The organism is Aeromonas allosaccharophila (assembly GCF_000819685.1).
Lineage (GTDB): Bacteria > Pseudomonadota > Gammaproteobacteria > Enterobacterales > Aeromonadaceae > Aeromonas > Aeromonas allosaccharophila.
This window is the reverse complement of sequence record NZ_CDBR01000017.1, coordinates 1-24,714: the sequence shown is the minus strand read 5'-3', so window position 1 is coordinate 24,714 and position 24,714 is coordinate 1. Positions and strand designations below refer to the sequence as shown.

At 58.3% G+C, this 24,714-nt stretch carries 21 protein-coding genes and 1 pseudogene; 15 read left to right on the top strand and 7 right to left on the bottom strand.

Annotated elements, in window-relative coordinates; all coding sequences use genetic code 11:
* Positions 1-31 precede the first annotated feature (31 nt).
* Positions 32-2,701 carry a bifunctional acetaldehyde-CoA/alcohol dehydrogenase gene (gene adhE / locus BN1115_RS03180; protein ID WP_042656041.1) on the top strand — a complete coding sequence of 890 codons (2,670 nt, stop codon included), beginning with the start codon at positions 32-34 and terminating at the stop codon, positions 2,699-2,701.
* A 542-nt stretch (positions 2,702-3,243) separates the two neighbouring features.
* Here adhE and BN1115_RS03175 read toward each other — a convergent pair.
* The 3 genes from BN1115_RS03175 to BN1115_RS21510 form a co-directional block, all read right to left on the bottom strand.
* Positions 3,244-3,984 (bottom strand): YebC/PmpR family DNA-binding transcriptional regulator, encoded by a 741-nt coding sequence (locus BN1115_RS03175; RefSeq protein ID WP_033137210.1) that lies wholly within the window; start codon positions 3,982-3,984, stop codon positions 3,244-3,246.
* A gap of 102 nt (positions 3,985-4,086) precedes the next feature.
* Positions 4,087-5,853, bottom strand: a complete 1,767-nt coding sequence (aspS, locus tag BN1115_RS03170; RefSeq protein ID WP_042656040.1) for an aspartate--tRNA ligase — start codon at positions 5,851-5,853, stop codon at positions 4,087-4,089.
* A gap of 32 nt (positions 5,854-5,885) precedes the next feature.
* On the bottom strand, positions 5,886-6,137 hold the full coding sequence (locus BN1115_RS21510; protein ID WP_005337686.1) for an FmdB family zinc ribbon protein: 252 nt from the start codon (positions 6,135-6,137) through the stop codon (positions 5,886-5,888).
* Between the two features lie 162 nt (positions 6,138-6,299).
* Here BN1115_RS21510 and BN1115_RS03160 point away from each other — a divergent pair, with 162 nt between their 5' ends.
* The 6 genes from BN1115_RS03160 to BN1115_RS03135 all read left to right on the top strand — a co-directional run bounded on the left by BN1115_RS03160 (position 6,300) and on the right by BN1115_RS03135 (position 12,496).
* Positions 6,300-7,148, top strand: a complete 849-nt coding sequence (locus BN1115_RS03160; protein ID WP_042656039.1) for a DUF72 domain-containing protein — start codon at positions 6,300-6,302, stop codon at positions 7,146-7,148.
* A gap of 275 nt (positions 7,149-7,423) precedes the next feature.
* The gene (gene cmoA, locus BN1115_RS03155; protein ID WP_042656038.1) at positions 7,424-8,170 is read left to right on the top strand and encodes a carboxy-S-adenosyl-L-methionine synthase CmoA; all 747 of its coding nucleotides are present in this window, start codon (positions 7,424-7,426) and stop codon (positions 8,168-8,170) included.
* The gene (cmoB, locus tag BN1115_RS03150) at positions 8,167-9,144 is read left to right on the top strand and encodes a tRNA 5-methoxyuridine(34)/uridine 5-oxyacetic acid(34) synthase CmoB (protein ID WP_042656037.1); all 978 of its coding nucleotides are present in this window, start codon (positions 8,167-8,169) and stop codon (positions 9,142-9,144) included. Before cmoA ends, cmoB begins: the two co-directional genes overlap by 4 nt.
* A 52-nt stretch (positions 9,145-9,196) precedes the next feature.
* Positions 9,197-9,985, top strand: coding sequence for an ATP-dependent zinc protease family protein (locus BN1115_RS03145; protein WP_040067873.1), 789 nt, complete (start codon positions 9,197-9,199; stop codon positions 9,983-9,985).
* Positions 9,986-9,988: 3 nt separating this feature from the next.
* Positions 9,989-11,527, top strand: a complete 1,539-nt coding sequence (locus tag BN1115_RS03140; RefSeq protein WP_040067874.1) for an inactive transglutaminase family protein — start codon at positions 9,989-9,991, stop codon at positions 11,525-11,527.
* 3 nt (positions 11,528-11,530) lie between these two features.
* On the top strand, positions 11,531-12,496 hold the full coding sequence (locus tag BN1115_RS03135; protein ID WP_040067876.1) for an alpha-L-glutamate ligase-like protein: 966 nt from the start codon (positions 11,531-11,533) through the stop codon (positions 12,494-12,496).
* Between the two features lie 290 nt (positions 12,497-12,786).
* Here BN1115_RS03135 and BN1115_RS03130 read toward each other — a convergent pair whose 3' ends face one another.
* A complete protein-coding gene (locus tag BN1115_RS03130; RefSeq protein ID WP_005337701.1) occupies positions 12,787-13,389 on the bottom strand; it encodes a peroxiredoxin C in 603 nt (200 codons plus the stop codon).
* Between the two features lie 146 nt (positions 13,390-13,535).
* Here BN1115_RS03130 and BN1115_RS03125 point away from each other — a divergent pair, with 146 nt between their 5' ends.
* The 3 genes from BN1115_RS03125 (at position 13,536) to BN1115_RS22120 (ending at position 15,576) form a co-directional block, all read left to right on the top strand.
* Complete coding sequence (locus BN1115_RS03125) at positions 13,536-14,444, top strand: hydrogen peroxide-inducible genes activator (protein ID WP_042057802.1); 909 nt, start codon at positions 13,536-13,538, stop codon at positions 14,442-14,444.
* 195 nt (positions 14,445-14,639) lie between these two features.
* A complete protein-coding gene (locus BN1115_RS03120) occupies positions 14,640-15,089 on the top strand; it encodes a C40 family peptidase (RefSeq protein WP_042656036.1) in 450 nt (149 codons plus the stop codon).
* 310 nt (positions 15,090-15,399) lie between these two features.
* The gene (locus tag BN1115_RS22120) at positions 15,400-15,576 is read left to right on the top strand and encodes a hypothetical protein (RefSeq protein ID WP_005337704.1); all 177 of its coding nucleotides are present in this window, start codon (positions 15,400-15,402) and stop codon (positions 15,574-15,576) included.
* 168 nt (positions 15,577-15,744) lie between these two features.
* Here the strand turns inward: BN1115_RS22120 and dsdC are convergent, their stop codons facing one another.
* Positions 15,745-16,689, bottom strand: a complete 945-nt coding sequence (gene dsdC, locus BN1115_RS03115; RefSeq protein ID WP_042656035.1) for a DNA-binding transcriptional regulator DsdC — start codon at positions 16,687-16,689, stop codon at positions 15,745-15,747.
* A gap of 223 nt (positions 16,690-16,912) precedes the next feature.
* Here dsdC and dsdX point away from each other — a divergent pair, with 223 nt between their 5' ends.
* The 3 genes from dsdX (at position 16,913) to BN1115_RS22115 (ending at position 20,087) form a co-directional block, all read left to right on the top strand.
* A complete protein-coding gene (gene dsdX / locus BN1115_RS03110) occupies positions 16,913-18,250 on the top strand; it encodes a D-serine transporter DsdX (RefSeq protein WP_042656034.1) in 1,338 nt (445 codons plus the stop codon).
* 19 nt (positions 18,251-18,269) lie between these two features.
* Positions 18,270-19,601, top strand: a complete 1,332-nt coding sequence (locus BN1115_RS03105; RefSeq protein ID WP_042656033.1) for a D-serine ammonia-lyase — start codon at positions 18,270-18,272, stop codon at positions 19,599-19,601.
* Positions 19,602-19,910: 309 nt separating this feature from the next.
* Positions 19,911-20,087, top strand: a complete 177-nt coding sequence (locus BN1115_RS22115) for a hypothetical protein (protein ID WP_111805851.1) — start codon at positions 19,911-19,913, stop codon at positions 20,085-20,087.
* Positions 20,088-20,162: 75 nt separating this feature from the next.
* Here BN1115_RS22115 and icd read toward each other — a convergent pair whose 3' ends face one another.
* Positions 20,163-21,416, bottom strand: coding sequence for an NADP-dependent isocitrate dehydrogenase (gene icd, locus BN1115_RS03100; RefSeq protein ID WP_042656032.1), 1,254 nt, complete (start codon positions 21,414-21,416; stop codon positions 20,163-20,165).
* Positions 21,417-21,572: 156 nt separating this feature from the next.
* Positions 21,573-22,448, bottom strand: coding sequence for an AraC family transcriptional regulator (locus BN1115_RS03095; protein WP_042656031.1), 876 nt, complete (start codon positions 22,446-22,448; stop codon positions 21,573-21,575).
* Between the two features lie 116 nt (positions 22,449-22,564).
* On the opposite strand from BN1115_RS03095, the gene manA reads away from it, so the two are divergent.
* Together manA and BN1115_RS21505 are read left to right on the top strand one after the other, a co-directional pair.
* Entirely contained in the window at positions 22,565-23,755 is a 1,191-nt protein-coding gene (gene manA / locus BN1115_RS03090; protein ID WP_042656030.1) for a mannose-6-phosphate isomerase, class I, read from the top strand.
* A 639-nt stretch (positions 23,756-24,394) separates the two neighbouring features.
* Positions 24,395-24,714 (top strand): annotated as a pseudogene (locus BN1115_RS21505) (GH92 family glycosyl hydrolase); the annotation flags it as partial.

The following is a 24,714-nucleotide window of genomic DNA, read 5'->3' as shown; positions in this document are numbered from 1 at the left end:
TAAACAGTTTTCAAATAATCAGGAGATAAACATGGCAGTAACCAATATGGCTGAACTGGATGCACTGGTCGCCCGCGTTAAGGAAGCCCAGCGTGAATTCGCCAGCTTCTCACAAGAGCAGGTAGACAAGATCTTCCGTGCCGCCGCCCTGGCCGCCAGCAATGCCCGTATCCCCCTGGCCCAAATGGCCGTGGAAGAGTCCGGTATGGGTATCATCGAAGACAAGGTTATCAAGAACCACTTCGCCTCCGAATACATCTACAACAAGTACAAAGAAGAGAAGACCTGCGGCATCCTCAGTGAAGATGACGAGATGGGTACCATCACCATCGCCGAGCCGGTAGGTATCATCTGCGGTATCGTACCGACCACCAACCCGACTTCCACTGCGATCTTCAAATCCCTGATCTCCCTGAAGACCCGCAACGCAATCATCTTCTCCCCGCACCCCCGTGCCAAGAACTCCACCAATACCGCTGCCAAGCTGGTACTGGATGCAGCCATTGCCGCCGGTGCACCGAAAGACATCATCGGCTGGATCGATCAACCGACTGTTGAACTGTCCAACGCCCTGATGAAGCACAACGACATCAACCTGATCCTGGCCACCGGTGGCCCGGGCATGGTGAAAGCTGCTTACTCCTCCGGTAAGCCGGCTATCGGTGTAGGTGCCGGTAACGTACCTGTTGTTATCGACGAAACTGCCGATGTGAAGCGTGCTGTTGCCTCCATCCTGATGTCCAAAACCTTCGACAACGGCGTAGTCTGTGCCTCCGAGCAAGCCGTTATCGTGGTTGACTCCATCTATGACCAGGTGAAAGAGCGTTTCGCGACTCACAACGGTTATGTACTGACCAAAGAAGAAGCTGACAAGGTCCGTAAGGTCATCCTGATCAACGGTGCCATGAACGCCAACATCGTGGGCCAGCCTGCTACCAAGATCGCCGAAATGTCTGGCGTGACCGTACCTGCTACCACCAAGATCCTCATCGGTGAAGGTCTGGAAGTGTGTGAAGAGGAAGAGTTCGCTCACGAGAAGCTCTCCCCGACTCTGGGTATGTTCCGTGCCAAGAACTTCGAAGAAGCCGTCGAAATGGCCTGCAAAATGGTCAACCTGGGTGGTATCGGCCACACCTCCGGTCTGTACACCGACCAGGATCGCAACGCCGACCGCATCAAGTACTTCGGCGACAAGATGAAAACCGCCCGTATCCTGATCAACACCCCGACCACTCAGGGTGGTATCGGTGACCTGTACAACTTTGCCATTGCTCCGTCTTTGACGCTGGGTTGCGGTTCCTGGGGTGGTAACTCCATCTCCGAAAACGTGGGTCCCAAGCACCTGATCAACAAGAAGACAGTCGCAAAACGGGCAGAAAATATGCTGTGGCACAAACTTCCGAAATCCATCTACTTCCGTCGTGGTTCCCTGCCGATCGCTCTGGGCGACCTGGAAGGTAAAAAGCGCGCACTGGTCGTGACCGACCGCTTCCTGTTCAACAACGGCTACGCCGACGAAGTGGTTCGTCTGCTCAAGGGCCTGAAGATGGAAGTGGAAGTGTTCTACGAAGTAGAAGCTGACCCGACTCTGTCTGTGGTACGCAAAGGTGCCGAGATGGCGAACTCCTTCAAGCCTGACGTTATCGTTGCGCTGGGTGGTGGTTCACCGATGGATGCGGCCAAGATCATGTGGGTCATGTACGAGCACCCGGAAACTGCGTTCGAAGATCTGGCCATGCGCTTCATGGACATCCGCAAGCGTATCTACAAGTTCCCGAAAATGGGCGTGAAGGCCGAACTGGTCTGTATCACCACCACTTCCGGTACCGGTTCTGAAGTGACTCCGTTTGCGGTCGTGACCGACGACGCCACTGGCATGAAATACCCGCTGGCTGACTACGAGCTGACCCCGAACATGGCCATCGTTGATGCCAACCTGGTTATGGGCATGCCGAAATCCCTGTGTGCCTTCGGTGGTATCGATGCCGTGACTCACGCCATGGAAGCCTACGTCTCCGTACTGGCTAACGAGTACTCCGACGGTCAGGCGCTGCAAGCTCTGAAACTGTTGAAAGAGTACCTGCCGTCCAGCTACCTGAACGGTGCCAACGACCCGGTTGCTCGCGAGAAAGTACACAACGCCGCTACCATCGCCGGTATCGCGTTCGCCAACGCCTTCCTGGGTGTGTGCCACTCCATGGCTCACAAACTGGGTGCTGAATTCCACATTCCGCACGGTCTGGCCAACGCCCTGCTGATCAGCAACGTGATCCGCTACAACGCCAACGACAACCCGACCAAGCAGACTGCGTTCTCCCAGTACGACCGTCCGCAAGCTCGCCGTCGTTACGCCGAAGTGGCTGACCATCTGGGTCTGAGCGCTGCCGGTGACCGCACCGCTGCCAAGATCGAGAAGCTGCTGGTATGGCTGGACGACCTGAAAGCCACTCTGGGCATCCCGGCCTCCATCCGTGAAGCTGGCGTGTCTGAAGCTGACTTCCTGGCCAAGGTTGACCAGCTGGCCATCGAAGCCTTCGATGACCAGTGCACCGGCGCCAACCCGCGCTACCCGCTGATCAGCGAGCTGAAAGCCATCCTGATGGACACCTACTACGGCCGTCCGTTCACCGAAGGCGTTGCTGCTCCTGCTGCCGCCCCGGTTGAAGCCAAGGTTGAAAGCAAGAAAAAATCCAAGGCCTGATAACCAGCCCTGAGATTACAAGCCCGCGCATTGCGCGGGCTTTTTTTATCTGCCACTTATCACCACCCTCCTCTCCCTGCCGATTGCGGTATCTTCCCAACCAACCAACCAACCAACCAACCAACCTGCAAACCCTGCCCCGGCTAATCCGTTATCAGCATCCCGACCTGTGACCGGCATTGATGGCCACCCTGTGATCACAAGGGCGCGCCCCCATCACCTCGTCTCCCCTACCCGTAACGCAATTGCCCTGACCGACAGATGCGAGCAGTCAACGCCATCTAAAGAGCTGAGCGCGTGATAAACGGGATAAGTGGAGCCGCGCCATCACCACGCCACACAGCAGAGCGCCGAATAGCGTATGTTTGGGGCGAACCAGCCCACAGGATGCCAGGAATGACCATCAACAGAGAAAACGGAAGAGGAATGAGTGGAGAGCGCTGTTGCAGCGGCGGCTCACCTGACTCGTCAGCGGTTGCCCCGATGCAAGGATAAAAAAATGGCAGCCATCAGGCTGCCATCGGGAGAGCAAGCTTCAGCGATCAGAGGGTCGCAGCAACTTCATCGGAGATGGAGCCGTTGTGATAGACCTCTTGCACGTCGTCCAGATCTTCCAGCATGTCGATCAGACGCATCAGCTTGGGCGCAGTTTCAGCATCCAGCTCGGCTTCGGTGGAAGGGATCATGGTCACTTCGGCGCTCTCGGCCTTGAAGCCGGCGGCTTCCAGACCATCCAGCACGGTGCCGAAGTCGTTCGGGGTGGTATACACCTCGATGGAGCCATCTTCTTCAGTGACCACGTCATCGGCACCCGCTTCCAGTGCGGCGTCCATCAGGGCATCTTCGTCAACGCCCACGAAGGTCAGCAGACCTTTCTTGCTGAACAGATAGGCAACAGAGCCGTCGGTGCCGAGGTTGCCACCACACTTGCTGAAGGCATGACGCACTTCGGCAACGGTACGGTTGCGGTTGTCGGTCAGGCACTCCACCATCACGGCAGAGCCAGCCGGGCCATAGCCTTCGTACACGATGGTCTCGAGCTGTTCGCCATCGCCACCACCGGCGCCACGCTGGATGGCACGGTTGATGGTGTCGCGGGTCATGTTGTTGGTCAGGGCGGCAGTCACCGCGGCACGCAGGCGCGGGTTGTTGGCCGGATCCGGGTCACCAAGACGCGCGGAAGTGGTGATTTCGCGGATCAGTTTGGTGAAGATCTTGCCACGCTTGGCGTCCTGAGCGGCCTTGCGGTGTTTGATGTTGGCCCATTTACTGTGACCTGCCATAGAGACTCTCCGTTATTTTTTAAATGTCAGTAACACTGGTCATGACTAACCCAAGGAAAACACGGAGGCCGCACGGCGGCGGCCTCCGGTGCCGGTATCGGCTTACTCGTCGCCCTTGACGGTGGTTGCAATCGCCAGCTCACCCAGTTGGGCTGCGTTGGCAAGGCTGGGGGCGTCTGTCATCAGACAGGCAGCCGCGGTCGTTTTCGGGAAGGCAATCACGTCCCGAATGTTTTCGGTGCCGGTCAGCAGCATGCTGAGACGGTCCAGACCGAAGGCCAGACCGGCGTGCGGCGGGGTACCGTACTTCAGGGCATCCAGCAGGAAGCCGAACTTCAGGCGCTGCTCGGCCGGGGTGATACCCAGAATGTCGAACACGGTAGACTGCATCTCGCTGTTGTGGATACGGACAGAACCGCCACCCACTTCGTAACCGTTGATCACCATGTCGTAGGCGTTGGCGTAAGCCGCCACCGGGTTGGCTTTCAGCTCGCTCGGGCCCATGTTGCTCGGTGCGGTAAACGGGTGGTGCATGGCAGCCAGACCGCCTTCGCCATCTTCCTCGAACATCGGGAAGTCGATGACCCACAGCGGCTTCCAGCTGTTCTCCAGCAGACCCAGATCGCGGCCCACTTTCAGACGCAGGGCGCCCATGGCATCGCAGACCACTTTCTTGGAATCAGCGCCGAAGAAGATGATGTCGCCGTCAGCAGCGCCGGTACGGGCCAGGATCTCGCGCACGATCTCGTCGGAGAGGAACTTGGCAACCGGAGACTGTACGCCTTCGAGGCCGTTGGCGGCTTCGTTGACCTTCATCCAGGCCAGGCCCTTGGCACCGTAGATGCCGACAAACTTGGTGTACTCGTCGATCTGCTTGCGGGAGAGCTCGGCGCCGCCCGGGACTTTCAGGGCTGCCACGCGGCCTTTCGGATCGTTGGCGGGACCCGCGAACACGGCGAACTCGACGGAGGTCAAGAGGTCTGCCACATCGACCAGCTCCATCGGCAGACGCAGGTCTGGCTTGTCGGAGCCGAAGCGACGCATCGCTTCGTCGAAGGTCATGATCGGGAAGTCGCCCAGATCCACGTTCAGGATGTGCATCCACAGTTTGCGGATCATCTCTTCCATGATCTCACGCACTTGCGGCGCGGTCATGAAGGAGGTCTCCACGTCGATCTGGGTGAATTCCGGCTGGCGGTCGGCACGCAGGTCTTCGTCACGGAAGCACTTGACGATCTGGTAGTAGCGGTCGAAGCCGGACATCATCAGCAACTGCTTGAACAGCTGCGGAGATTGCGGCAGCGCGTAGAACTTGCCCTTGTGCACGCGGCTCGGCACCAAATAGTCACGAGCACCTTCCGGGGTGGCCTTGGTGAGCATCGGGGTCTCGATATCGAGGAAGCCGTGCTCGTCCATGAAGCGGCGTACGAAGGCGCTGGCCTTGGCACGGGTCTTCAGGTACTTGGCCATCTCGGGGCGACGCAGATCCAGGTAGCGATACTTGAGGCTGATCTCTTCGCTGTTGACCTGGTTGAAGTCAAGGGGCAGCGGCTCGGCACGGTTGATGATGTTGAGTTCGTGGGCGAACACTTCGATGGCGCCAGTGGCCATGTCGCTGTTGCGCTGGGAGTCCGGACGGGTACGCACCACACCGGTAACCTGGATGCAGAACTCACCGCGCAGCTCGGAGGCCAGCGCGAACGCGTCCGGCTTGTCCGGATCGAAGAACACCTGAACGATCCCTTCCCGGTCGCGCATATCGATAAAGATCAGACCGCCGAGATCACGACGACGATGAACCCAACCGCACAATGTAATGGTCTGCCCTGCATGGGCCTCATTGACCTGTCCGCAATAGATAGAGCGCATGGACTTCTTCCTTCGAAATTGTAGAGAGACGGTTAACCTTGGGCCGCCGGGCACGACTGGCAAGCACCGTCTGTCTCACAGCTGGCCAGATTCTTTTTCTTACCCGGTTTGAAATCAGTCTCGTACCATCCGGTTCCCTTGAGCCGGAAGCCTGCCGCCGATATCAGCTTGACCAGATTCGGCTTGCTACAGGCCGGACAGTCGGTCAGGGGGGCATCGGAAAGCTTTTGCAGTTTTGCCAATTCATGGCCACAGACGTCGCAACGATATTCGTAGATAGGCATGGGTCACAAGAAATTGAAAAACAAAAGGGCTGGCATTATAGAGGAAAACCCCCTTTTGGGTAAAATGGCCAGCAGCCTCCTTTCGCCAGTTTTTTGCACTCGATGGCAAAAAGCGGGCAAAAAATCGGCACGAATGCACCAAAAGCGAAGAGAATAGCCACCATGAGCCTCTATTTGGGCCTGCCACAGTGGTCCCACCCCAGCTGGCCCGGCCAGCTACTGGGCCTTGGCGCCAAGCCTGCCGAGCACCTCGCCCACTACGCCACCGTGTTCAATTCGGTGGAGGGCAACACCACTTTCTACGCCCTGCCGACCCCCGATACGGTGCAGCGCTGGGCCGATGCAGTTCCCGATCACTTTCGTTTCAACTTCAAGTTTCCGCAAACCATCAGTCACCAGAGCGATCTGGTGAGCGCAGATAAACAGGTGACCGACTTTATTCGGCTGCTTGCGCCGCTACACGACAAGCTGGGGCTGCTCACCCTGCAACTGCCTGCCCGCTTCGGCCCGGAGGGGTTGGCCAGACTGGCGGCCTTTCTCGAGCGGCTGCCGCGGGCGTTTCGCTACGCCCTCGAGGTGCGCCACCCCGACTTCTTCGCCAAGGGGGAGGCCGAGCGGGCATTGAACCGACTGCTGATGGAACAAGGGGTCAACCGGGTGATGCTCGATAGCCGCCCGCTCTTCTCGGTGCCAGCAACCACGGCGACCCTTGTCGATGCCCAGGGCAAGAAGCCGCGCCTGCCGGTGCATCTGCTGGCCACCGCCAGTGCCCCCATGGTGCGCTTTATCGGCCTGCCGGATCCGGCGGCGAACCACCCCTTCCTGCCAAGCTGGCTCCCTCACTGGCGTCAGTGGCTCGCGGAGGGGAAAGATCTCTACCTCTATATACATACTGCCGACAACGCCCGGGCACCGGAATTGGCCCGCCAAATCACCCGCTTGCTGGAGCAGGAGATGGCCCCCTGGCCGGGGGAAAACGATCGCGCGCGTCAGGGAGTGCTGCGCTTTTAGCCAACCCATTCTGCGGCCATCGTTTCGCTGCAAAAAAAGCGCTTTTTTGTGGCGAGGCAAGCCCTGGCGTCAAGACAAACGGCCATCAATCCTCTACACTACCGCCCCAAGTAAGGGTCCGGAACATGGCCCGTACGAACAGGACAGGTCCAAAGGATTTCATGACCAGCCACCCCGTTCGTAAACAGATGATTGACCTACTCTGATGGGTATCATCCAACGACTCAATTGAACAATACAGCCGGGTGATGTCCCGACTGTCAGGTTGCGCCAGCATGCAGACCAAAGACCAAATTTTTGCCGCCCCGATCGCCCGATTGGGCGACTTCTGTTTTGACGAACAGGTCGTCGACGTATTTCCCGATATGATCCAGCGCTCGGTGCCGGGTTACAGCAACATCATCTCCGCCATCGGCATGATGGCCGCCCGCTACGCCCAACCCGAGAGCCGACTCTATGATCTCGGCTGCTCACTGGGCGCCGCCACCCAGGCGATGCGTCGCCATATCAGCCAGCCCGGTTGCCGCATCACCGCGGTGGATCTCTCCCACCCGATGATCGAGCGCGCCCGCGCCCACCTCTCCGGTTTCAAATCCGAGGTGCCGGTGGAGTTGGTGGAAGCGGATATCTGCGACATCGAGATCGAGAACGCCTCCGTGGTGGTGCTCAACTTCACCCTGCAATTTGTCGAGCCAGAGAAACGGGCCGCCCTGATCCAGCGCATTCACGATGGTCTGCGCCCGGGCGGGATCCTGATCCTGAGCGAGAAGTTCCGCTTCGAAGATGAGCCGGTCAACGAGCTGCTTATCGAGCTGCACCTGGATTTCAAGCGGGCCAATGGCTACAGCGAGCTGGAGATCAGCCAGAAACGCACCGCCCTTGAGAACGTGATGCGCACCGACAGCCTGGAGACCCACCGTGCCCGCCTGCGGGATGCCGGTTTCACCCATCAGGATCTCTGGTTCCAGTGCTTCAACTTCGGCTCCATGATTGCCATCAAATCCAGCGACGCCCAGCCATGATCGACTTTGCCAATTTCTATCAACTGATTGCCAAAAACCGGCTGAGCCACTGGCTGCATACCCTGCCCGCCCAGCTGCATGCCTGGCAACATGACAACCAGCATGGCGATCTGCCGCGCTGGAATCGTGCCCTCAACAAGCTGCCGGTGGTATCCCCCGGCAACATCGAGCTGAAAAGCCGGGTCGAGATAGGCTCGGCCGAGAGCCTTGGCGAAGGGGAGCGAAAGAAGGTCGAGAGCCTGCTGCGCCACTTTATGCCATGGCGCAAAGGTCCGTTCACCGTGCACGGCATCCACATAGATACCGAGTGGCGCTCTGACTGGAAGTGGGATCGGGTGTTGCCCCATATCAGCCCGCTCGAGGGACGCTACGTGCTGGATGTAGGCTGTGGCAGCGGCTACCACCTCTGGCGCATGGTGGGTGAAGGGGCCAAGCTGGCAGTCGGCATCGACCCGAGCCCACTGTTCCTCTGCCAGTTCGAGGCTATTCGTCACTTCGCGGGCAATGATCAACGCGCCCACCTGTTGCCGCTCGGTATTCAGGAGTTGCCGGAGCTACGCGCCTTTGACACCGTCTTCTCCATGGGGGTGCTCTATCACCGCAAATCCCCCATCGAGCACATCGAACAGCTGCGCAATCAATTGAAAGACGATGGCGAGCTGGTGCTGGAGACCCTGGTGATCGATGGTGGCGTCAACGATGTGCTGGTGCCGACCGACCGATACGGCAAGATGCGCAACGTCTGGTTTATTCCCTCCAGTGCCGCCCTCAAGCTGTGGGTCGAGCGCTGCGGCTTCACCGACGTGCGGATAGTAGACGAGAATATGACCAGCACCGACGAACAGCGTCGTACCGACTGGATGATTAATGAATCCCTGAGTGACTATCTGGATCCAGACAATCCGGCACTCACGGTAGAAGGACACCCGGCGCCGAAACGTGCCGTACTGATTGCCCGCAAGGCCAAAGACTAGCCGGTGGCGCTTGTGGAAGTTACACTGACCCCATTCCAGGAAGCACAGTTAAATGAATGACATGAAAAGCAAATTAAAAGGAATGACCCTGCTCTCCCTGCTTAGTCTCGGCGGGTGTGTCAATATGGAAAAAGCGCCTCAGGTTCCAGCTCTGACGCTGGCCGAGCTTCGTAGCGAGCTGAGCCAGAGCGAGCAGCGCCTGCAAACATCCATGGAACAGCAACAGAAGCAGTATGTGCAGCAACAGCACCTGCTGGTTCAGCTCAACACAGATGTCACCAATATGAAAGAGTCCGTCAAGCAAGTAGACCACAAGCTCGCCACCCTCCCGTCCGAGCCGCCCAAGCCGATGGCCATCCCCACCGAGAAGTGCCCGGCCCCCAATCAGGGTCACACCATCGATGGCAAGCTGATGGTCGGTGAAGCAGAGTGGATCTGGGTTGATGCCGCCAACGACGCCTTCCAGGCACGGGTCGATACCGGTGCGACCACCTCCTCCATCAGTGCGCAGGAGATCACCATTTTCGAGCGCAACGGCAAAAACTGGGTGCGCTTCTTCCTGAGCCATCAGGATGTGGACGACAAGATCCAGATCGAAGCGCCGCTGGTACGTCACGTGCGGGTGCGTCAGGCCTCTGCCGACGATCTTGACCGCCGTCCGGTGGTGCGTCTGGCCGTGCGCATTGGCGACATGACCGAGAAAGCCGAATTTACCCTGAAAGACCGTAGCGACATGACCTTCCCTGTGCTGCTGGGTCGCGAATTTTTGAAAGACATCGCCGTGGTTGATGTGGCCCGCGAATATATCCAACCCAAACCCAAGCTCAAGGATGTGAAATAATCCATGGTTTCCCGTAAGCCGTTCTATTTGCTGGTAGCCCTGCTGTACATTGTCGGCCTGGGGATGACGATCTATCACCATATCGCGTTGGATGTGCCGCTGACGCCCGGTGAAAAGCGCCAGATCTGGTCCATCGAAGCCAAGCTGGAGTTCGAGGCGACCGGTGATCCGGTGATCGCCTCCCTGGCCATTCCGGGCACCCAGCCCGGTTTCACCCTGATGAACGAGAACGCCGCCAGCCCCGGCTACGGTCTCTCCTTTGTCGAGAAAGATGGCGATGCCCGCGCCGAGTGGTCCATCCGCACCGCCTCTGGCCGTCAGGAGCTCTACTACCGCGTCGACATGATGGCGGATGCCCATGCCAAACCGGCGGCCAATCCGCAGCCGCCCGCCATCGAGAAGCAGATCGAGAGTGAGCCTTATGCCACCGCGATGAAGCAGATCCTCGAGCGGGCGCAGGAGCGCTCTGCCGATGGCTACACCCTGACTCGCGAGATCATCAAGGAGATCGAGAAGCAGGAGCAGAACGCCGAGCTGCTGAAAAAGCACAAGAGCCGCGCCAACCTGATCGCCGAGCTGCTCAACAATGCTGACGTGCCGACCCGCGTGGTACATGCCCTGAATCTGGAAGATGGCCGCCGTCGTCAGGAGCTGGTGGATTACCTGCAGGTGTTCAACAGCCCGACCGACTACAAGCTGTTCAACCCGCAAACCGGTGAGCAGGGCCGTCCGGCCAACCTGCTGCTGTGGGAATACAACTCCGGCGCCCTGCTGGACGTGACCGGTGGTCATAACTCCCGAGTCAGCTTCTCGATGATCGAGCAGGAGCAGCCAGTCAGCGTGGCGCTGGCGCAGAAGTTCGAGAAATCAGAGATGATGAACTTCTCCATCCACAGCCTGCCGCTGGAAGAGCAGACCCTGTTCAAGGGCTTGCTGCTGATCCCGATCGGCGTGCTGATGGTGGTGTTCCTGCGGGTGCTGGTGGGGATCAAGACCTCCGGTACCTTCATGCCGGTGCTGATCGCGGTCGCCTTTATCCAGACCTCGCTGGTCACCGGTCTGATCGGCTTCCTGCTGATCGTCGGTACCGGTCTTGTTATCCGTTCCTATCTGTCGCGGCTTAACCTGCTGCTGGTCGCCCGAATATCGGCCATCATCATCATGGTTATCTCGATGATCGGTATCTTCTCCGCGTTCGCCTTCAAGCTGGGGCTGACCGACGGGATGAAGATCACCTTCTTCCCGATGATCATCCTCTCCTGGACCATCGAACGGATGTCCATCCTGTGGGAAGAAGAGGGCCCGAAAGAGGTGTTCCGCCAGGGTGGTGGCTCTCTGCTGGTTGCCGTCATCGCCTATCTGGCCATGGATAACGAGCTGATCCGTCACCTCACCTTCAACTTCCTCGGCCTGCAGCTGGTGCTGATGGCGACCGTACTGTTGATGGGTAACTACACCGGCTACAAGCTGAGCGAACTGAAGCGCTTCAAGCCGCTGGTGGACGAGATGAAATCTGGCGTCACCCCGGGTAAGGACAAGTAACCGATGTGGTTCTGGGAAAAATACACCACCCCGTGGAGCCTGTCCCAATCAGGCATCCTCGGCATGAACAAGCGCAACCACTCCTACATCAGCCGCTACAATCCGCGCAGCCTCTACCCGCTGGTGGATGACAAGCTGCAGACCAAGCGGATTGCGCTGGATGCAGGGGTCACCGTGCCGGAGCTTATCGGCACCATCCGTGCCCAGCACGATGTGGGTCGCATCACCGAGCTGGTCAAAGATTGGCCGGGCTTCTGCATCAAGCCGGCCCGTGGCTCGGGCGGCAAGGGGATCCTGGTGATCCTGCGTCAGGAAAATGGCCTCTTCTACAAGCCCAATGGCAGCGCCTCTACCGGTCAGGATCTGGAGCGCCATGTCTCCAACATTCTGGCGGGGCTCTATTCGCTGGGCGGCAAGCCAGACGTGGCGCTGGTCGAAGGCCTCATCAACTTTGATGATGTGTTCGACGGTTACTCCTTCGAAGGGGTACCCGATGCCCGGGTCATCATCTTCAAGGGGTTCCCGGTGATGGCGATGATGCGCCTCTCCACCGCCGCCTCGGACGGCAAGGCGAACCTGCACCAGGGCGCCGTGGGGGTGGGTCTGTGCCTGCGTACCGGTCGTGCCCTGCGGGCGGTGCAGTTTGGCAATCCGCTGCGTCACCACCCGGATACCGGCCTCGATCTCTATGAGCTCAAGGTGCCCCACTGGGATACCCTGCTCACCCTGGCTGCCTCCTGCTACGAGATGTCGGGTCTGGGCTATATCGGAACAGACATGGTGCTGGACAAGTTCCGCGGCCCCATGCTGCTGGAGCTCAACGCCCGCCCGGGTCTGGCCATTCAAATCGCCAACGGTCGCGGCCTGGTGCCCAATCTCAAGACCATCGAGAAGCTGGGCCAGGTGAAGATGAACGTGGAGCAGCGGGTCAATTTCGCCAAGGATCACTTCGGGATCTTTGAGGAGTAACGCCTCTGCTTGTGAACTGAGCGCGCCTATGGCGCGCTTTTTTTTTATGGCTCATGTTTGTCTGTCGGCCCATCCCGTTCCCAACCATAGGGTCAGCATCTCATCCCGAAACGGCGAGTGCGCCAGCGAACAGCAGCTTGGAATAGCGTGGAGCGAAGGAGCGAAGGAGCGAAGGAGCGAAGGAGCGAAGGAGCGAGAAGAGTGTGACCGCTATGTCAGGGGATAGGTAAATCGCAGGTATAAAAAAACCGGCGCCAAGGCGCCGGTTCTTCACGCAGAGTGCGACCCGATTACAGGGAGTCAGCATTCTCGGACAGGTACTTGGCAACGCCATCCGGAGAGGCTTGCATACCTTTTTTGCCTTTTTCCCACTGAGCCGGGCACACTTCGCCGTGCTCTTCGTGGAATTGCAGGGCATCGACCATGCGCAGCATCTCATCGATGTTGCGGCCCAGCGGCAGATCGTTGACAACCTGATGACGAACGACACCGTTCTTGTCGATCAGGAAGGAGCCACGGAACGCCACACCAGCTTCCGGATGTTCAACGTCATAGGCTTTGCAGATTTCGTGTTTCACGTCGGCGATCAGCGGGTACTTGACCTGACCGATACCGCCATCTTCCACTTTGGTATTGCGCCATGCGTTGTGGGAGAACTGGGAATCGATGGAAACACCGATCACTTCCACGCCACGCTTCTGGAACTCTTCATAACGGTGATCGAAGGCAATCAGCTCGGACGGGCAGACGAAGGTGAAATCGAGCGGATAGAAGAAGACAACGGCAGCTTTGCCTTTGATGTGGGATGACAGGTTGAATGAATCAACGATCTCGCCATTACCCAGAACAGCAGCGGCGGTAAAATCGGGTGCGGGACGGCCTACCAATACCATATTCAATTCCTCTTTATGTGAAGTGAACAATCCGGTGAGGATTGGGCTACCTAGAGCCAAGTCCATCTAATTCAAGCGACAAACTATAGACCCGGTGGTAGATTAGTTAAATCAAATTAAATAGATAGCATCAATCGGGTTTTTCTATGCAACGTTGGCCCAGTCTCAAACAGCTGCAATATCTGGTCGCTCTCGATGAGCACAAGAACTTCAACCGCGCCGCCAAGGCCTGTCATGTCAGCCAGTCGACCCTGAGTACCGGGATCCAGACGCTGGAGGACATGATGAACCTGCAACTGGTGGAGCGGGATCACAAGAGCTTCATTATGACCCCGGTCGGCATGGAAATCGTCGAGCGCGCTCGCAATTTGCTCTCCGATGCACGGGATCTGATGGAGCTCGGTCAACATCAGGGTGGCGTGATGCAGGGCACAGTGCGCCTTGGCTGTATTCCCACGATTGCCCCCTTCCTGCTCAGCAAGCTGCTCAAAGAGTGCAGCAAGACCTATCCTGACCTCGAATTGTTGCTGCGTGAAGACACCACCAGCAACCTGCTCAAGCAGCTGGAACAGGGTCAGCTCGATCTGCTGATCCTCGCCCTGCCCATCGAGATCGGCGGATTTCACTGCAAGACCGTCGGTCAGGATCCGTTCCACATGGTGATGCCCGCCAGCATGGCGGCCGGTCTGCATACCCCGTTCGACTACAAGGAACTGCCCAACCAGAGCATCTTCCTGCTGGAGCGGGAGCACTGCCTCACCGAACATGCGGTGAGCGCCTGTCGCCTGCGGGACAAGAGCAAGATCAACCCGTTCGCCGCCACCAGCCTGCACACCCTGGTGCAGATGGTGGAAGCGGGTCTCGGCACCACCTTCCTTCCGCAGATGGCCATCGATGCCGGCATTCTTGCCAACTCCGATCTGGTGGCCATCCCGCTGCCGGGAGAGACCCCCTATCGCGAGATCGGTCTGGTCTGGCGCCCCAGTACCACCCGGGTGCAGACCTTCTACAAGCTGGCCGAGCTGCTGACCCCGCTGGTCAGCCACTGCGAGTGACAGCAAGCGCCAGCCCCCGGGCTGGCGTTTTTCAATCCCCCGCCACATTTTTCCCTCCAGAGACTAGGTATGAAGCCAGATCCCTGTTTATGATGGAAAAGTTGTCGCGCCAGCGCCTGTAGCCAAAACGGTGTCGCAGAAACTGGCGCGCGATGAATATCTCGTTTGGTAGATCCGTCCGTGGAGAGAGCCCCGATGTATCGCACACTGCTGCTATCCCTGCTGACTCTGTTGCTGGCCGCCTGCTCCAGCACGCCGGAGCCCCCTCCGGCCCCCCGGCAGAGCAGTGCCTTTGATGGCTTCTACCAGCAGTGGCGCGGTGTTCCCTACCGGATGGGCGGCGCCAGCCGCGCCGGGCTCGACTGCTCCGCCTTCACCCAGCTCGCCTACAGTCAGGTGCTGGGCTTCAACCTGCCAAGAACCACCGAATCCCAGGCCAGCATCGGCAAACCGGTGGATCGCTACCGGCTGCAACACGGGGATCTGGTCTTCTTCAAGACCGGCTGGCAGCAGTACCATGTGGGGGTCTACACCGGTGCCGGCGAGTTTATCCACGCCTCCACCAGCAAGGGGGTGATCCGCTCGCGCCTCGACAACGTCTACTGGAACAGCCGCTACTGGCAGGCGCGTCGGGTGACCCAGTAACGGCTTACACGCCTGCTCGTGGCACACGTTGCGTGCCGATACTCTCCGTCAATCTCTGTCGTTATGTCGGGATACTCAGCTCACGCTTATAACTCAATTGGCCCCAAAGCCTGCATCTCACACCATTTTGTGATAAAGTGGTGGCCAATTTTTAACACTTTCGCCGATTTCTCATACGCTATCTGTCCTGATTGACAACAAGCGAGGCGATAACAAGCAGCGCGCGGCGAAGGTGGAGTGTGGTGCAACACTGCAGGACGGGTGGCCCACAGCAGCAGTATCAAGGGTTAAATAGATAAGGAGATCTGCAATGAAACAGTATCAAAGCTGGCTGGGGCAATACCTGATGAGTCGCCGTGACGGTGACCACGCCATGGCATGCGAGATGGCGAGTTCCATCTGCGAGTTCTGGCAGCAACAGGGTGATGAAAACGAACTGGACAAGTGGCAGCAGATTTACCAGAACCATCTGGAAAAGACCACCTGATCCCAACCGTTGCCTTGCTGCCAGCCTTCCGGTGTTGGCAGCAAGGCAACTCGCAACCAACCACCATCAGCCAACCTCTCTCCCCCAATATTCCCGCCATGTTAAACCGCTACCTTCGTTCACCCGCGCTTTACCGTCTTCATTTTGCGCTTGCGCACCGGCCTCTGTTCATTCCATCTCGGCAGCCATCCCCTGTGCCCAGTCGATAAAGGCCTGGATCTTGGGGCACTCGCGGTTGGGCAGGGTCGCCATGTAATAACGCTGCTCGCACTTGACCTCCAGCCCGGCAAAAGGGGCCACCAGCTCGTTGCGCGCCAGCCGCTTGCTCACCAGATTCTTGCGCCCCATGGCGATACCTGCGTGATTCATGGCGGCGATAATGGCGAGATCCGAGCGATCAAAGCCCATGCTCAGCTGACATGCCTCGAGGCTAACCCCCGTCTGGCGAGCCCAGCAGCTCCACTCGTCGGTGTCCGAGTCAAATCCCCATGCCTGCCGATCATGGAGCAGACGACACAGGGACAAGTTGGCGGGATTGCCGACAAGCCCGTGCTGCTCGGCATATTCCGGGCTGCAAACCGGCAGCATGAACTCATCCATCAGCGGGTGGATGGCGAGCCGATCCGGGCTCTTCTCATCGAAATAGAGGGTCAAATCGATGCCATAACCGTGCAGGTTGATGTTCTCGTTGCCGGTGATGATATTGAGCTCGATCTGCGGGTAGAGACGAGAGAAATCCGCCAGCCTGGGCACCAGCCAGCACTGGGCGATGGAGGGGCGCGAATAGATGGTCAGGGTGCCGGAGAGCTCCTGATTCTTGATCTCCAGGATCTCCTGATTGATGAACTCCAGCGAGGATTTGAGCGCCCAGAAGACTCGCTGCCCCTCCGCCGTCAGTACCACCTTGCGGTGGAAACGCTCAAAAAGCTTAAAACCCAGCTCCTCTTCCAGCGCGCTGATCCGGTGGCTCACGGCACTGGGGCTCAGCGACAGTTCATCGGCCGCCATGGCAAACGATCCGTAGCGGGCGGCCGCCTCGAAGGTATGCAACTTGGCCAGCTGGTAGCCACTCAGCAGCTTATTGCGCGATATGTAATTATCCCCGTTATACATTCATCCCCCTCTTCGCAATGGCCGCCGATGATACACCCAAGGACCCGCCTTCAGGGTGATCTGAGAAGAACCAAAAAATGTAGTTTCGAGAAAATGTGATGAATGTGGCGAATTAGCATCATCTCAATTCACCCAAGAGCCGAATTTCATCATTTGTCAGCGACCCGCCATTTTCATTCAATAGCGCATAAACAATCACACACAACAGATGTCGAGGCGCAGTATGAGTTCAGAATTGTGGGTCATCGCAACATTGCTAAGCAGCATCATTCTTATCGTGGTTACCATAGTGAAGGGCAAGGTACACCCTTTCCTCGCCCTGCTGCTGGCAAGCTTCTATGTCGGCACCATGATGGGGATGAACCCTCTCAAGATGGTCAGTGCCATGGAAGAGGGCATTGGTGGCACCCTGGGCTTTCTGGCTGCCGTCATCGGCCTTGGCACCATACTCGGCAAGATGATGGAGGTGTCTGGCGCGGCGGAGCGCATCGGTCTCGCCCTGCAGCAATGCCGCTGGCTCTCGCCCCAGGTCATCATGGTGCTGGTGGGTCTGGTGTGCGGCATCACCCTGTTTGTCGAAGTGGGGGTGGTACTGCTCATTCCGCTCGCCTTCTCCATCGCCCGTAAAACCAGAACCTCGCTGCTGACCCTGGCCATTCCGCTCTGCACCGCCTTGATGGCCGTGCACTGCATCGTGCCCCCCCATCCGGCGGCGCTCTATGTCACCAATCAGCTGGGTGCCGACATCGGTTCCGTCATCGTCTATGGTCTGGCGGTGGGACTGTTTGCCTCTCTGGTGGGCGGCCCGCTGTTCCTGAAGCTGCTGGGTAAACGGGTGCCATTCAAGGAGGTGCCCGCAGCCTTTGCCGACATCAAGGCGCGCGATGAGGCAACTCTCCCGACCTTAAGCGCCTCACTCTTTACCGTGCTGCTGCCCATCCTGCTGATGCTGGCCAAGACGGTGGCCGAGCTCAACATGGATCACGCAAGCCACCTCTATGTTGTGCTGGAGTTTATCGGCAACCCCATCACCGCCATGTTTATCGCCGCCTTCACCGCCTACTACGTGCTGGGGATCCGCCAGCAGATGAAGATGGAAGGACTGCTCAACAAGACCGAGGAGTGCTTCTCCTCCATCGCCAACATTCTGCTGATCATCGGCGCGGGGGGCGCCTTCAACGGGGTACTCAAGGCAAGCGGGCTGGGCGACTCTCTGGCCACCATCCTCTCCCAGCTGGACATGCACCCCATACTGCTGGCCTGGCTGGTGGCCATCGTGCTGCACGCCGCCGTGGGCTCCGCCACCGTGGCCATGATGGGCGCCACCGCTATCGTCTCCCCCATCATGGTGCACTACCCGAACATCAGCCCGGAGATCATGACGCTGGCCATCGGCTCCGGCGCCATCGGCTGCACCATGGTGACCGACTCCCTGTTCTGGCTGGTCAAGCAATATTGCGGTGCCACCCTGAACGAAACGCTCAAGTACTACACCACCGCCACCTTTGTTGCCTCCCTGATGGCACTGGCCGGTACTTTCCTGCTCTCCTGCATCGTGTAACAAGAAGACCGAGAAACCTATGAAAAACATCGACGTACAACAGCTCACACGCCAATTTCCGCTGGTGCAATCCCTGATTGATCTCAAGCCGGTCAGCTGGTTCAACCCCAACGCCACCACCCTGGCGGTCGGTCTGCCCTATGTCGGGCTCGATAACCACAATGTGGCGGACGCCTCCGCCCGCCTGGCCCGCTTCGCCCCCTACATGTGCGAAGCCTTCCCGGAGACCCGCGTCAGCAATGGCATTCTGGAGTCCGAGATCGCTGCCATTCCGGCGATGCAACGCACCCTCAATGAGCGTTATGGGGTTGAATTGACCGGTAAGTTGCTGCTGAAAAAAGACAGCCACCTGCCCATCTCCGGCTCCATCAAGGCGCGCGGCGGTATCTACGAGGTGCTGACTCACGCCGAGCAGCTGGCGATCAAGGCAGGTCTGCTGCGGGAAGAGGACGACTATCGCAAGCTGTTCAGCGACGAGTTTCGCCAGTTCTTCAGCCAGTACAGCATTGCAGTGGGCTCCACCGGCAACCTCGGCATGTCCATCGGCATCATGAGCGCCAAGCTCGGCTTTACCGTCACCGTCCACATGTCTGCCGATGCGCGGGAGTGGAAGAAGCGCAAGCTGCGCGAGCACGGGGTGATCGTGGTCGAATATGCCGAAGATTACGGGGTGGCGGTGGAACAGGGGCGCAAAGAGGCCGAACGCGATCCCAACTGCTTCTTTATCGACGACGAGAACTCCCGCACCCTGTTCCTCGGCTATTCGGTCGCGGGCGAGCGGGTGAAAAAGCAGTTCGATGAGATGGGCATCAAGGTGGATGCCGAACACCCGCTGTTCGTCTACCTGCCCTGTGGTGTCGGCGGCGGCCCGGGCGGGGTGGCCTTTGGTCTCAAGCTCGCGTTCGGGGATAACGTTCACTGCTTCTTCGCAGAACCCACCCACTCCCCTTGCATGCTGCTAGGGGTCCACACCGGATTGCACGATGCCATCGCGGTGCAGGATCTGGGCATCGATAACCTCACCGCCGCCGATGGTCTGGCGGTAGGTCGCGCCTCCGGTTTCGTCGGCCGCGCTATGGAACGGCTGCTCGATGGCTTCTACACCCTGAGCGATCAGGAGATGTATGACCTGCTGGGGCTGCTGGCGCGCGATGAGCAGATCAAACTCGAACCTTCCGCCCTGGCGGGTATGGCAGGCCCGTGGCGCGTGGCGGCCAACCCGGAGTGGCAGGCGGCGCGTGGTTTCGATGAGACCACCATGGCACAGGCCACCCATCTGGTATGGGCCACCGGTGGTGGCATGGTGCCCGCCGAGGAGATGGCAAAGTACCTGGCCAGCGCCAAGATCTAGGCTGTTTCGCCACATTTATCTGCAAAAAAACCCGCCATCACGGCGGGTTTTCTGTTTTGGGAACAAGGGGATGGGACCGATCCATTGCAATCCGTGGCGACAATTTCCCCAAGTTGCTCAGTTTGTGCTAAAATGGCGCTCGTTTTTTGACATCTCGCGTCACGTTCGCCGCCAGATTGCCCATCGGGCACTCTGCCCGGGTCGTGACTCTGCACCATCATGTCTGGTGATGTTACCCCTCATGGCGAGCCACCCGGTTCCCATCAGAGAGGACACCATCAAGGGCACATGAGATAAGGAGATCGGGTAATGAAACAATATCAAGGCTGGCTGGGTGATTATCTGATGAGTCGCCGTGACGGAGATCACGCGATGGCGTCGGAACTTGCCAACACCATTTGCGCCTTCTGGAAGGCACAGGGTGATGAAGCAGAAACCAGCAAATGGCAGCAACGCTACCAGCAACACGTAGAGCAGGCGCAATAAGCCCCCTCGCTCTTCACCGATAAAAAAACCGGCGCTCATGGCGCCGGTTTTGCATTTCTGACCCTCAACCGATCATTACATCTGATCGATCATGTCCTGGGCGAACTGGGAGCAGGAGCGCAGGGTGGCACCTTCCATCAGACGCTCGAAGTCATAGGTGACGGTCTTGTTGGCGATGGCCGCTTCCATCCCCTTGATGATGAGATCGGCCGCTTCGACCCAGCCCATGTGGCGCAGCATCATCTCGGCAGAAAGGATCAGCGAACCCGGGTTGACCTTGTCCTGACCGGCATATTTCGGCGCAGTACCGTGAGTAGCCTCGAACAGCGCCACGCCGTCACCGATGTTGGCACCCGGCGCGATACCGATACCCCCCACCTGAGCGGCCAGCGCATCGGAGATGTAGTCGCCGTTGAGGTTCATACAGGCGATGACGTCATACTCGGCCGGACGCAGCAGGATCTGCTGCAAGAAGGCGTCGGCGATAACATCCTTGACCACGATAGTCTTGCCGGTTTTCGGGTTCTTGAAGGAGCACCAGGGGCCGCCGTCAATCAGCTGGGCACCGTACTCGTTCTGGGCCAGAGCATAACCCCAATCCTTGAAGGCACCTTCGGTGAACTTCATGATGTTGCCCTTGTGCACCAGAGTCACGGAGTCGCGATCGTTGTCGATGGCATACTCGATGGCGGCACGCACCAGACGCTCGGTACCGGCCTTGGACATCGGCTTGATGCCGATCCCGCAGGACTCGGGGAAGCGAATTTTCTTCACGCCCATCTCGTTTTGCAGGAAGGCGATCACCTTGTTCGCTTCGGCACTGTCGGCCTTCCACTCGATACCGGCGTAGATGTCTTCGGCGTTTTCGCGGAAGATCACCATGTCAGTCAGATCCGGACGTTTGACCGGGCTCGGGGTCCCTTCGTAGTAACGAACCGGGCGCAGGCAGATGTAGAGATCCAGCTCCTGACGCAGGGCCACGTTGAGGGAGCGGATACCGCCGCCGACCGGCGTGGTCAGCGGGCCCTTGATGGCCACGCAATATTCGCGAATGAAATCCAGGGTTTCGGCCGGCAGCCAGGCACCTTCGCCATAGATATGAGTCGACTTCTCGCCGGTATAGATCTCCATCCAGGCGATCTTGCGCTCGCCCTTGTAGGCTTTCTCGACCGCAGCATTCACCACATTCAACATGGCCGGGGTTACATCAACACCGATGCCATCCCCTTCGATAAACGGAATGATCGGATGGTTGGGAACCTGCAGCTTGCCGTTGGCATCGACTGTGATTTTCTGACCCTGGGTCGGGATTACTACTTTGCTTTCCATCGGCATCTCCTAACTTCCGTTTGTTATCAACTTGTTTGTTGCGCGCGGCCATCTTAGCCCATTCATTTTCATAATAAAACGACAAGAAAGCATGTCAGACCAAAGAGGTAGCCACCCGCCAGTGCGCCGTCACCACGCCTCCCCGACCCCGCCCCGTTATCCCTCCAGCTCGCTAGCCGCCGCCTGCGGCTGACTCAGGGAACGGTACTGGGAAGGGGTCAAGCCGGTCTTCTGTTTGAACACCCGGCAGAAGTAGTTCACGTCGGTAAACCCGCAGCGATTGGCGACCTCTTCGAGGCGGAAGCGATACTTTTTCAGCATGAACTTGGCCCGCTCCAGCCGAACCCAGCTGATGTAGTCCGCCAGCCGCATATGCCCCTGCTGGCGGAACAAACGGGAGAGGTGACTGGGGGAGAGATTGAAGCGGGCGGCGATACATTCGCGGCTGATGGGGCGGTGAAAGTTTTCCTGAATGTAGATGCAGATGCCATGAAAGAGATCGGAGCCGCGAGGACGACCGCTCTCCGACTCCACCAGCAACTGCCGTGAGTAACTGAGCAGTGCCTGCAGCAGGTAATTGTCCATCGGCGCCCTTATCGGCTCCTGCGCCAGGGTATTAAGAGAAAGCAGGATATGATCGAGCGCCCGTCCGGCACCGGCCTGAATACTGTGCTTCTGCACATCGAAGAAGCCGGTGTCCCCCTTGTGCTTGCTCACCAGACTGAAGCCTATCTGGCGCTTGCCGAACAACAGGCTGAGCACGGAACAGTCGTTGTCCCAATCCGGCTTGTTCCAGCCGTTGGGGGGAATGTACATCGCCTCCCGCTGACCCATCTGTACCGACTGTACATCCCCTTCCGGGGACCAGATCTGGTTGAGATAGTGGCCGCTGAAGACCAGCTCGAGACGGGGAAAGTTGACCTGATAACTGAAGCAGGGTGGTACCCCTTTGTCAGAGGCAAACAACACCTTCTCAAAGCCTTCCCCCTCACTTAGAAAGCCATCCAACAGCTGGGTAAAGATGATACTCATGAATGATCCTGATCAAGATGCAGAGAGCAACCGATTGCGGTGCGCTGCCCCTGCCATGCTATAGTCCGCGCCAGACTGAAATTCCCAAAAAATCGTTCTGATACAAGGAGCCATCCATGAGCTACCCGCCGTTTTTTCTAATGTGCAACCCGATCCAGGATTATGTCTGGGGCAGTCGTGACTCTCTGACCACGCTGTTTGGCATCAAAAATCCCGAAGGCAAACCACAAGCTGAACTGTGGATGGGCGCTCACCCCAATGGCTGCTCCGAAGTGACGCTGGCGGGCGAGAGCGTGAAGCTTTCCAGCCTGATTGACGCCAACCCCGTCGCCATGCTGGGCGAAGCCACCCAGGCTCGCTTCGGCTCACTCCCTTTCCTGTTCAAGGTGCTCTGCGCCGAGCAGGCGCTCTCCATTCAGGTACACCCGAGCAAGGCACAGGCTGAGGCCGGTTTTGCCAGAGAAGAGGCCGCAGGCATCGATATCAAGGCGAGCAACCGCAACTACAAGGATCCGAACCACAAGCCGGAGCTGGTCTTTGCCCTCACCCGCTATCAGGCGATGAACGGCTTTCGCGCCATCCCGGCCATCCTGGCCCTGTTCGATCGCATGGCGCTGCCCGCGCTGGCCGACCTGACCGCGGCGCTGCGCCAATCACAGGATGAAGCTGGCCTGCAGCACTTCTTCCACCAGCTGCTGATCCTCAGCGGGGAGCGCAAGGACGAGGCGCTGGCTGGCCTGCTGACCTATGCCGCCGCCCATCAGGATGAAGAGACCTTCGCCACCATCAGCAATCTGGCCAACCAGTACCCGGGGGATGTGGGGCTCTTCTCGCCACTGCTGCTCAACGTGGTGACGCTTGAGCCGGGTCAGGCGATGTTCCTCAATGCCCAGACCCCCCATGCCTACATTCACGGCACTGGCCTCGAGATCATGGCCAACTCAGACAACGTGCTGCGTGCCGGTCTGACCCCCAAATACATGGATGTGCCGGAGCTGCTGGCCTGTACCCGCTGTGTCGCCAAACCGGACGACCAGATCCTGCTCAGCCCACGCATGGAAGGCACAGTACAGCACTTCGACGTACCGGTACCGGACTTCACCTTCAGCGTGTATGGCGCAGGGGAACATGCCCTCACCACTGGCAATGCCGAGATCCTGTTCGCCATCGATGGGCCCATCACCCTGATTGGCCAGGATGGCGAGCGTCTGACACTGACCATCGGGCAATCTGCTTTTGTGCCCGCCAGCACCGGCGATTATCGCGTGACGGCTGAAGGGCGTTTTGCCCGCGCCAGCAACCGCTGATCCTGCTGAGCCATCGGCTCACTACCGTCTGTTCAAAGGGCCCTTCAGGGCCCTTTTTTCCAGCTCATCTGACCACGTGGGGGTGGGTGCGACTCACAAAATCGGTCATTTAACCCAATGCCGAAGAATAACACGTTGACTTATAATGATTAATATCATTTAGCCTCCGTGGTCACGCCACCCTGCGGTTATGCGAGCCAGCTCACACCCTTCCCCACACGTCATAAAAATCCAGTTAATGCCATTTTTTTCCTCTGTCCCCGGATATTAATCAAAGAAATAATAGAAACCGTTAATTTACAGGCAGCAGGAAAAACATTTAAGAGCATTTATATATTCCAGATGTGACACAGCTCAGCCACTTATTTCAGCAATGTAAGGGGTGATCTTTTAAATCAGGCTATGGCTGCCTGTTATTTTCCTGCGCTTTTATTTTTCTGCCTGTATGGCCAGATCGTTTTCACTATCCATGTTATCTGGCTGATATTTGCCCCTGTCACGCTGACTATCCAGTGGCAGCCGGGATAATACATGCAGATGGCCCTCTCATCCGGCAGATATTCATTGGCTGATCCGGCGACTGCATTATCGGTTTTTATACGTTCGATACCCTACTTTCATTAACCTGTGGCGACAAATATGAAACTGAAACGTTCCTTACTTGCGTGTGCCGTACTGGCTGGCCTGGTTGGTATATCCGGCTGTCAAAATGACTCAGATACCGCTGTCGATAACAATAAAGAGACCAGCGTCTCCCGTTACGTCAATCCGTTTATTGGCACAGGAAATCTGGGTAACACCTACCCCGGCGCCACGACCCCGCATGGCATGGTGCAACTTTCGCCCAACAACGGCGCCAATGGCTGGGAATATATCTCCGGCTATTACTACCACGACAATCGCCTCGCCGGATTTTCTCATACCCACCTCTCGGGGGCCGCAGGGCAAGATCATGAACG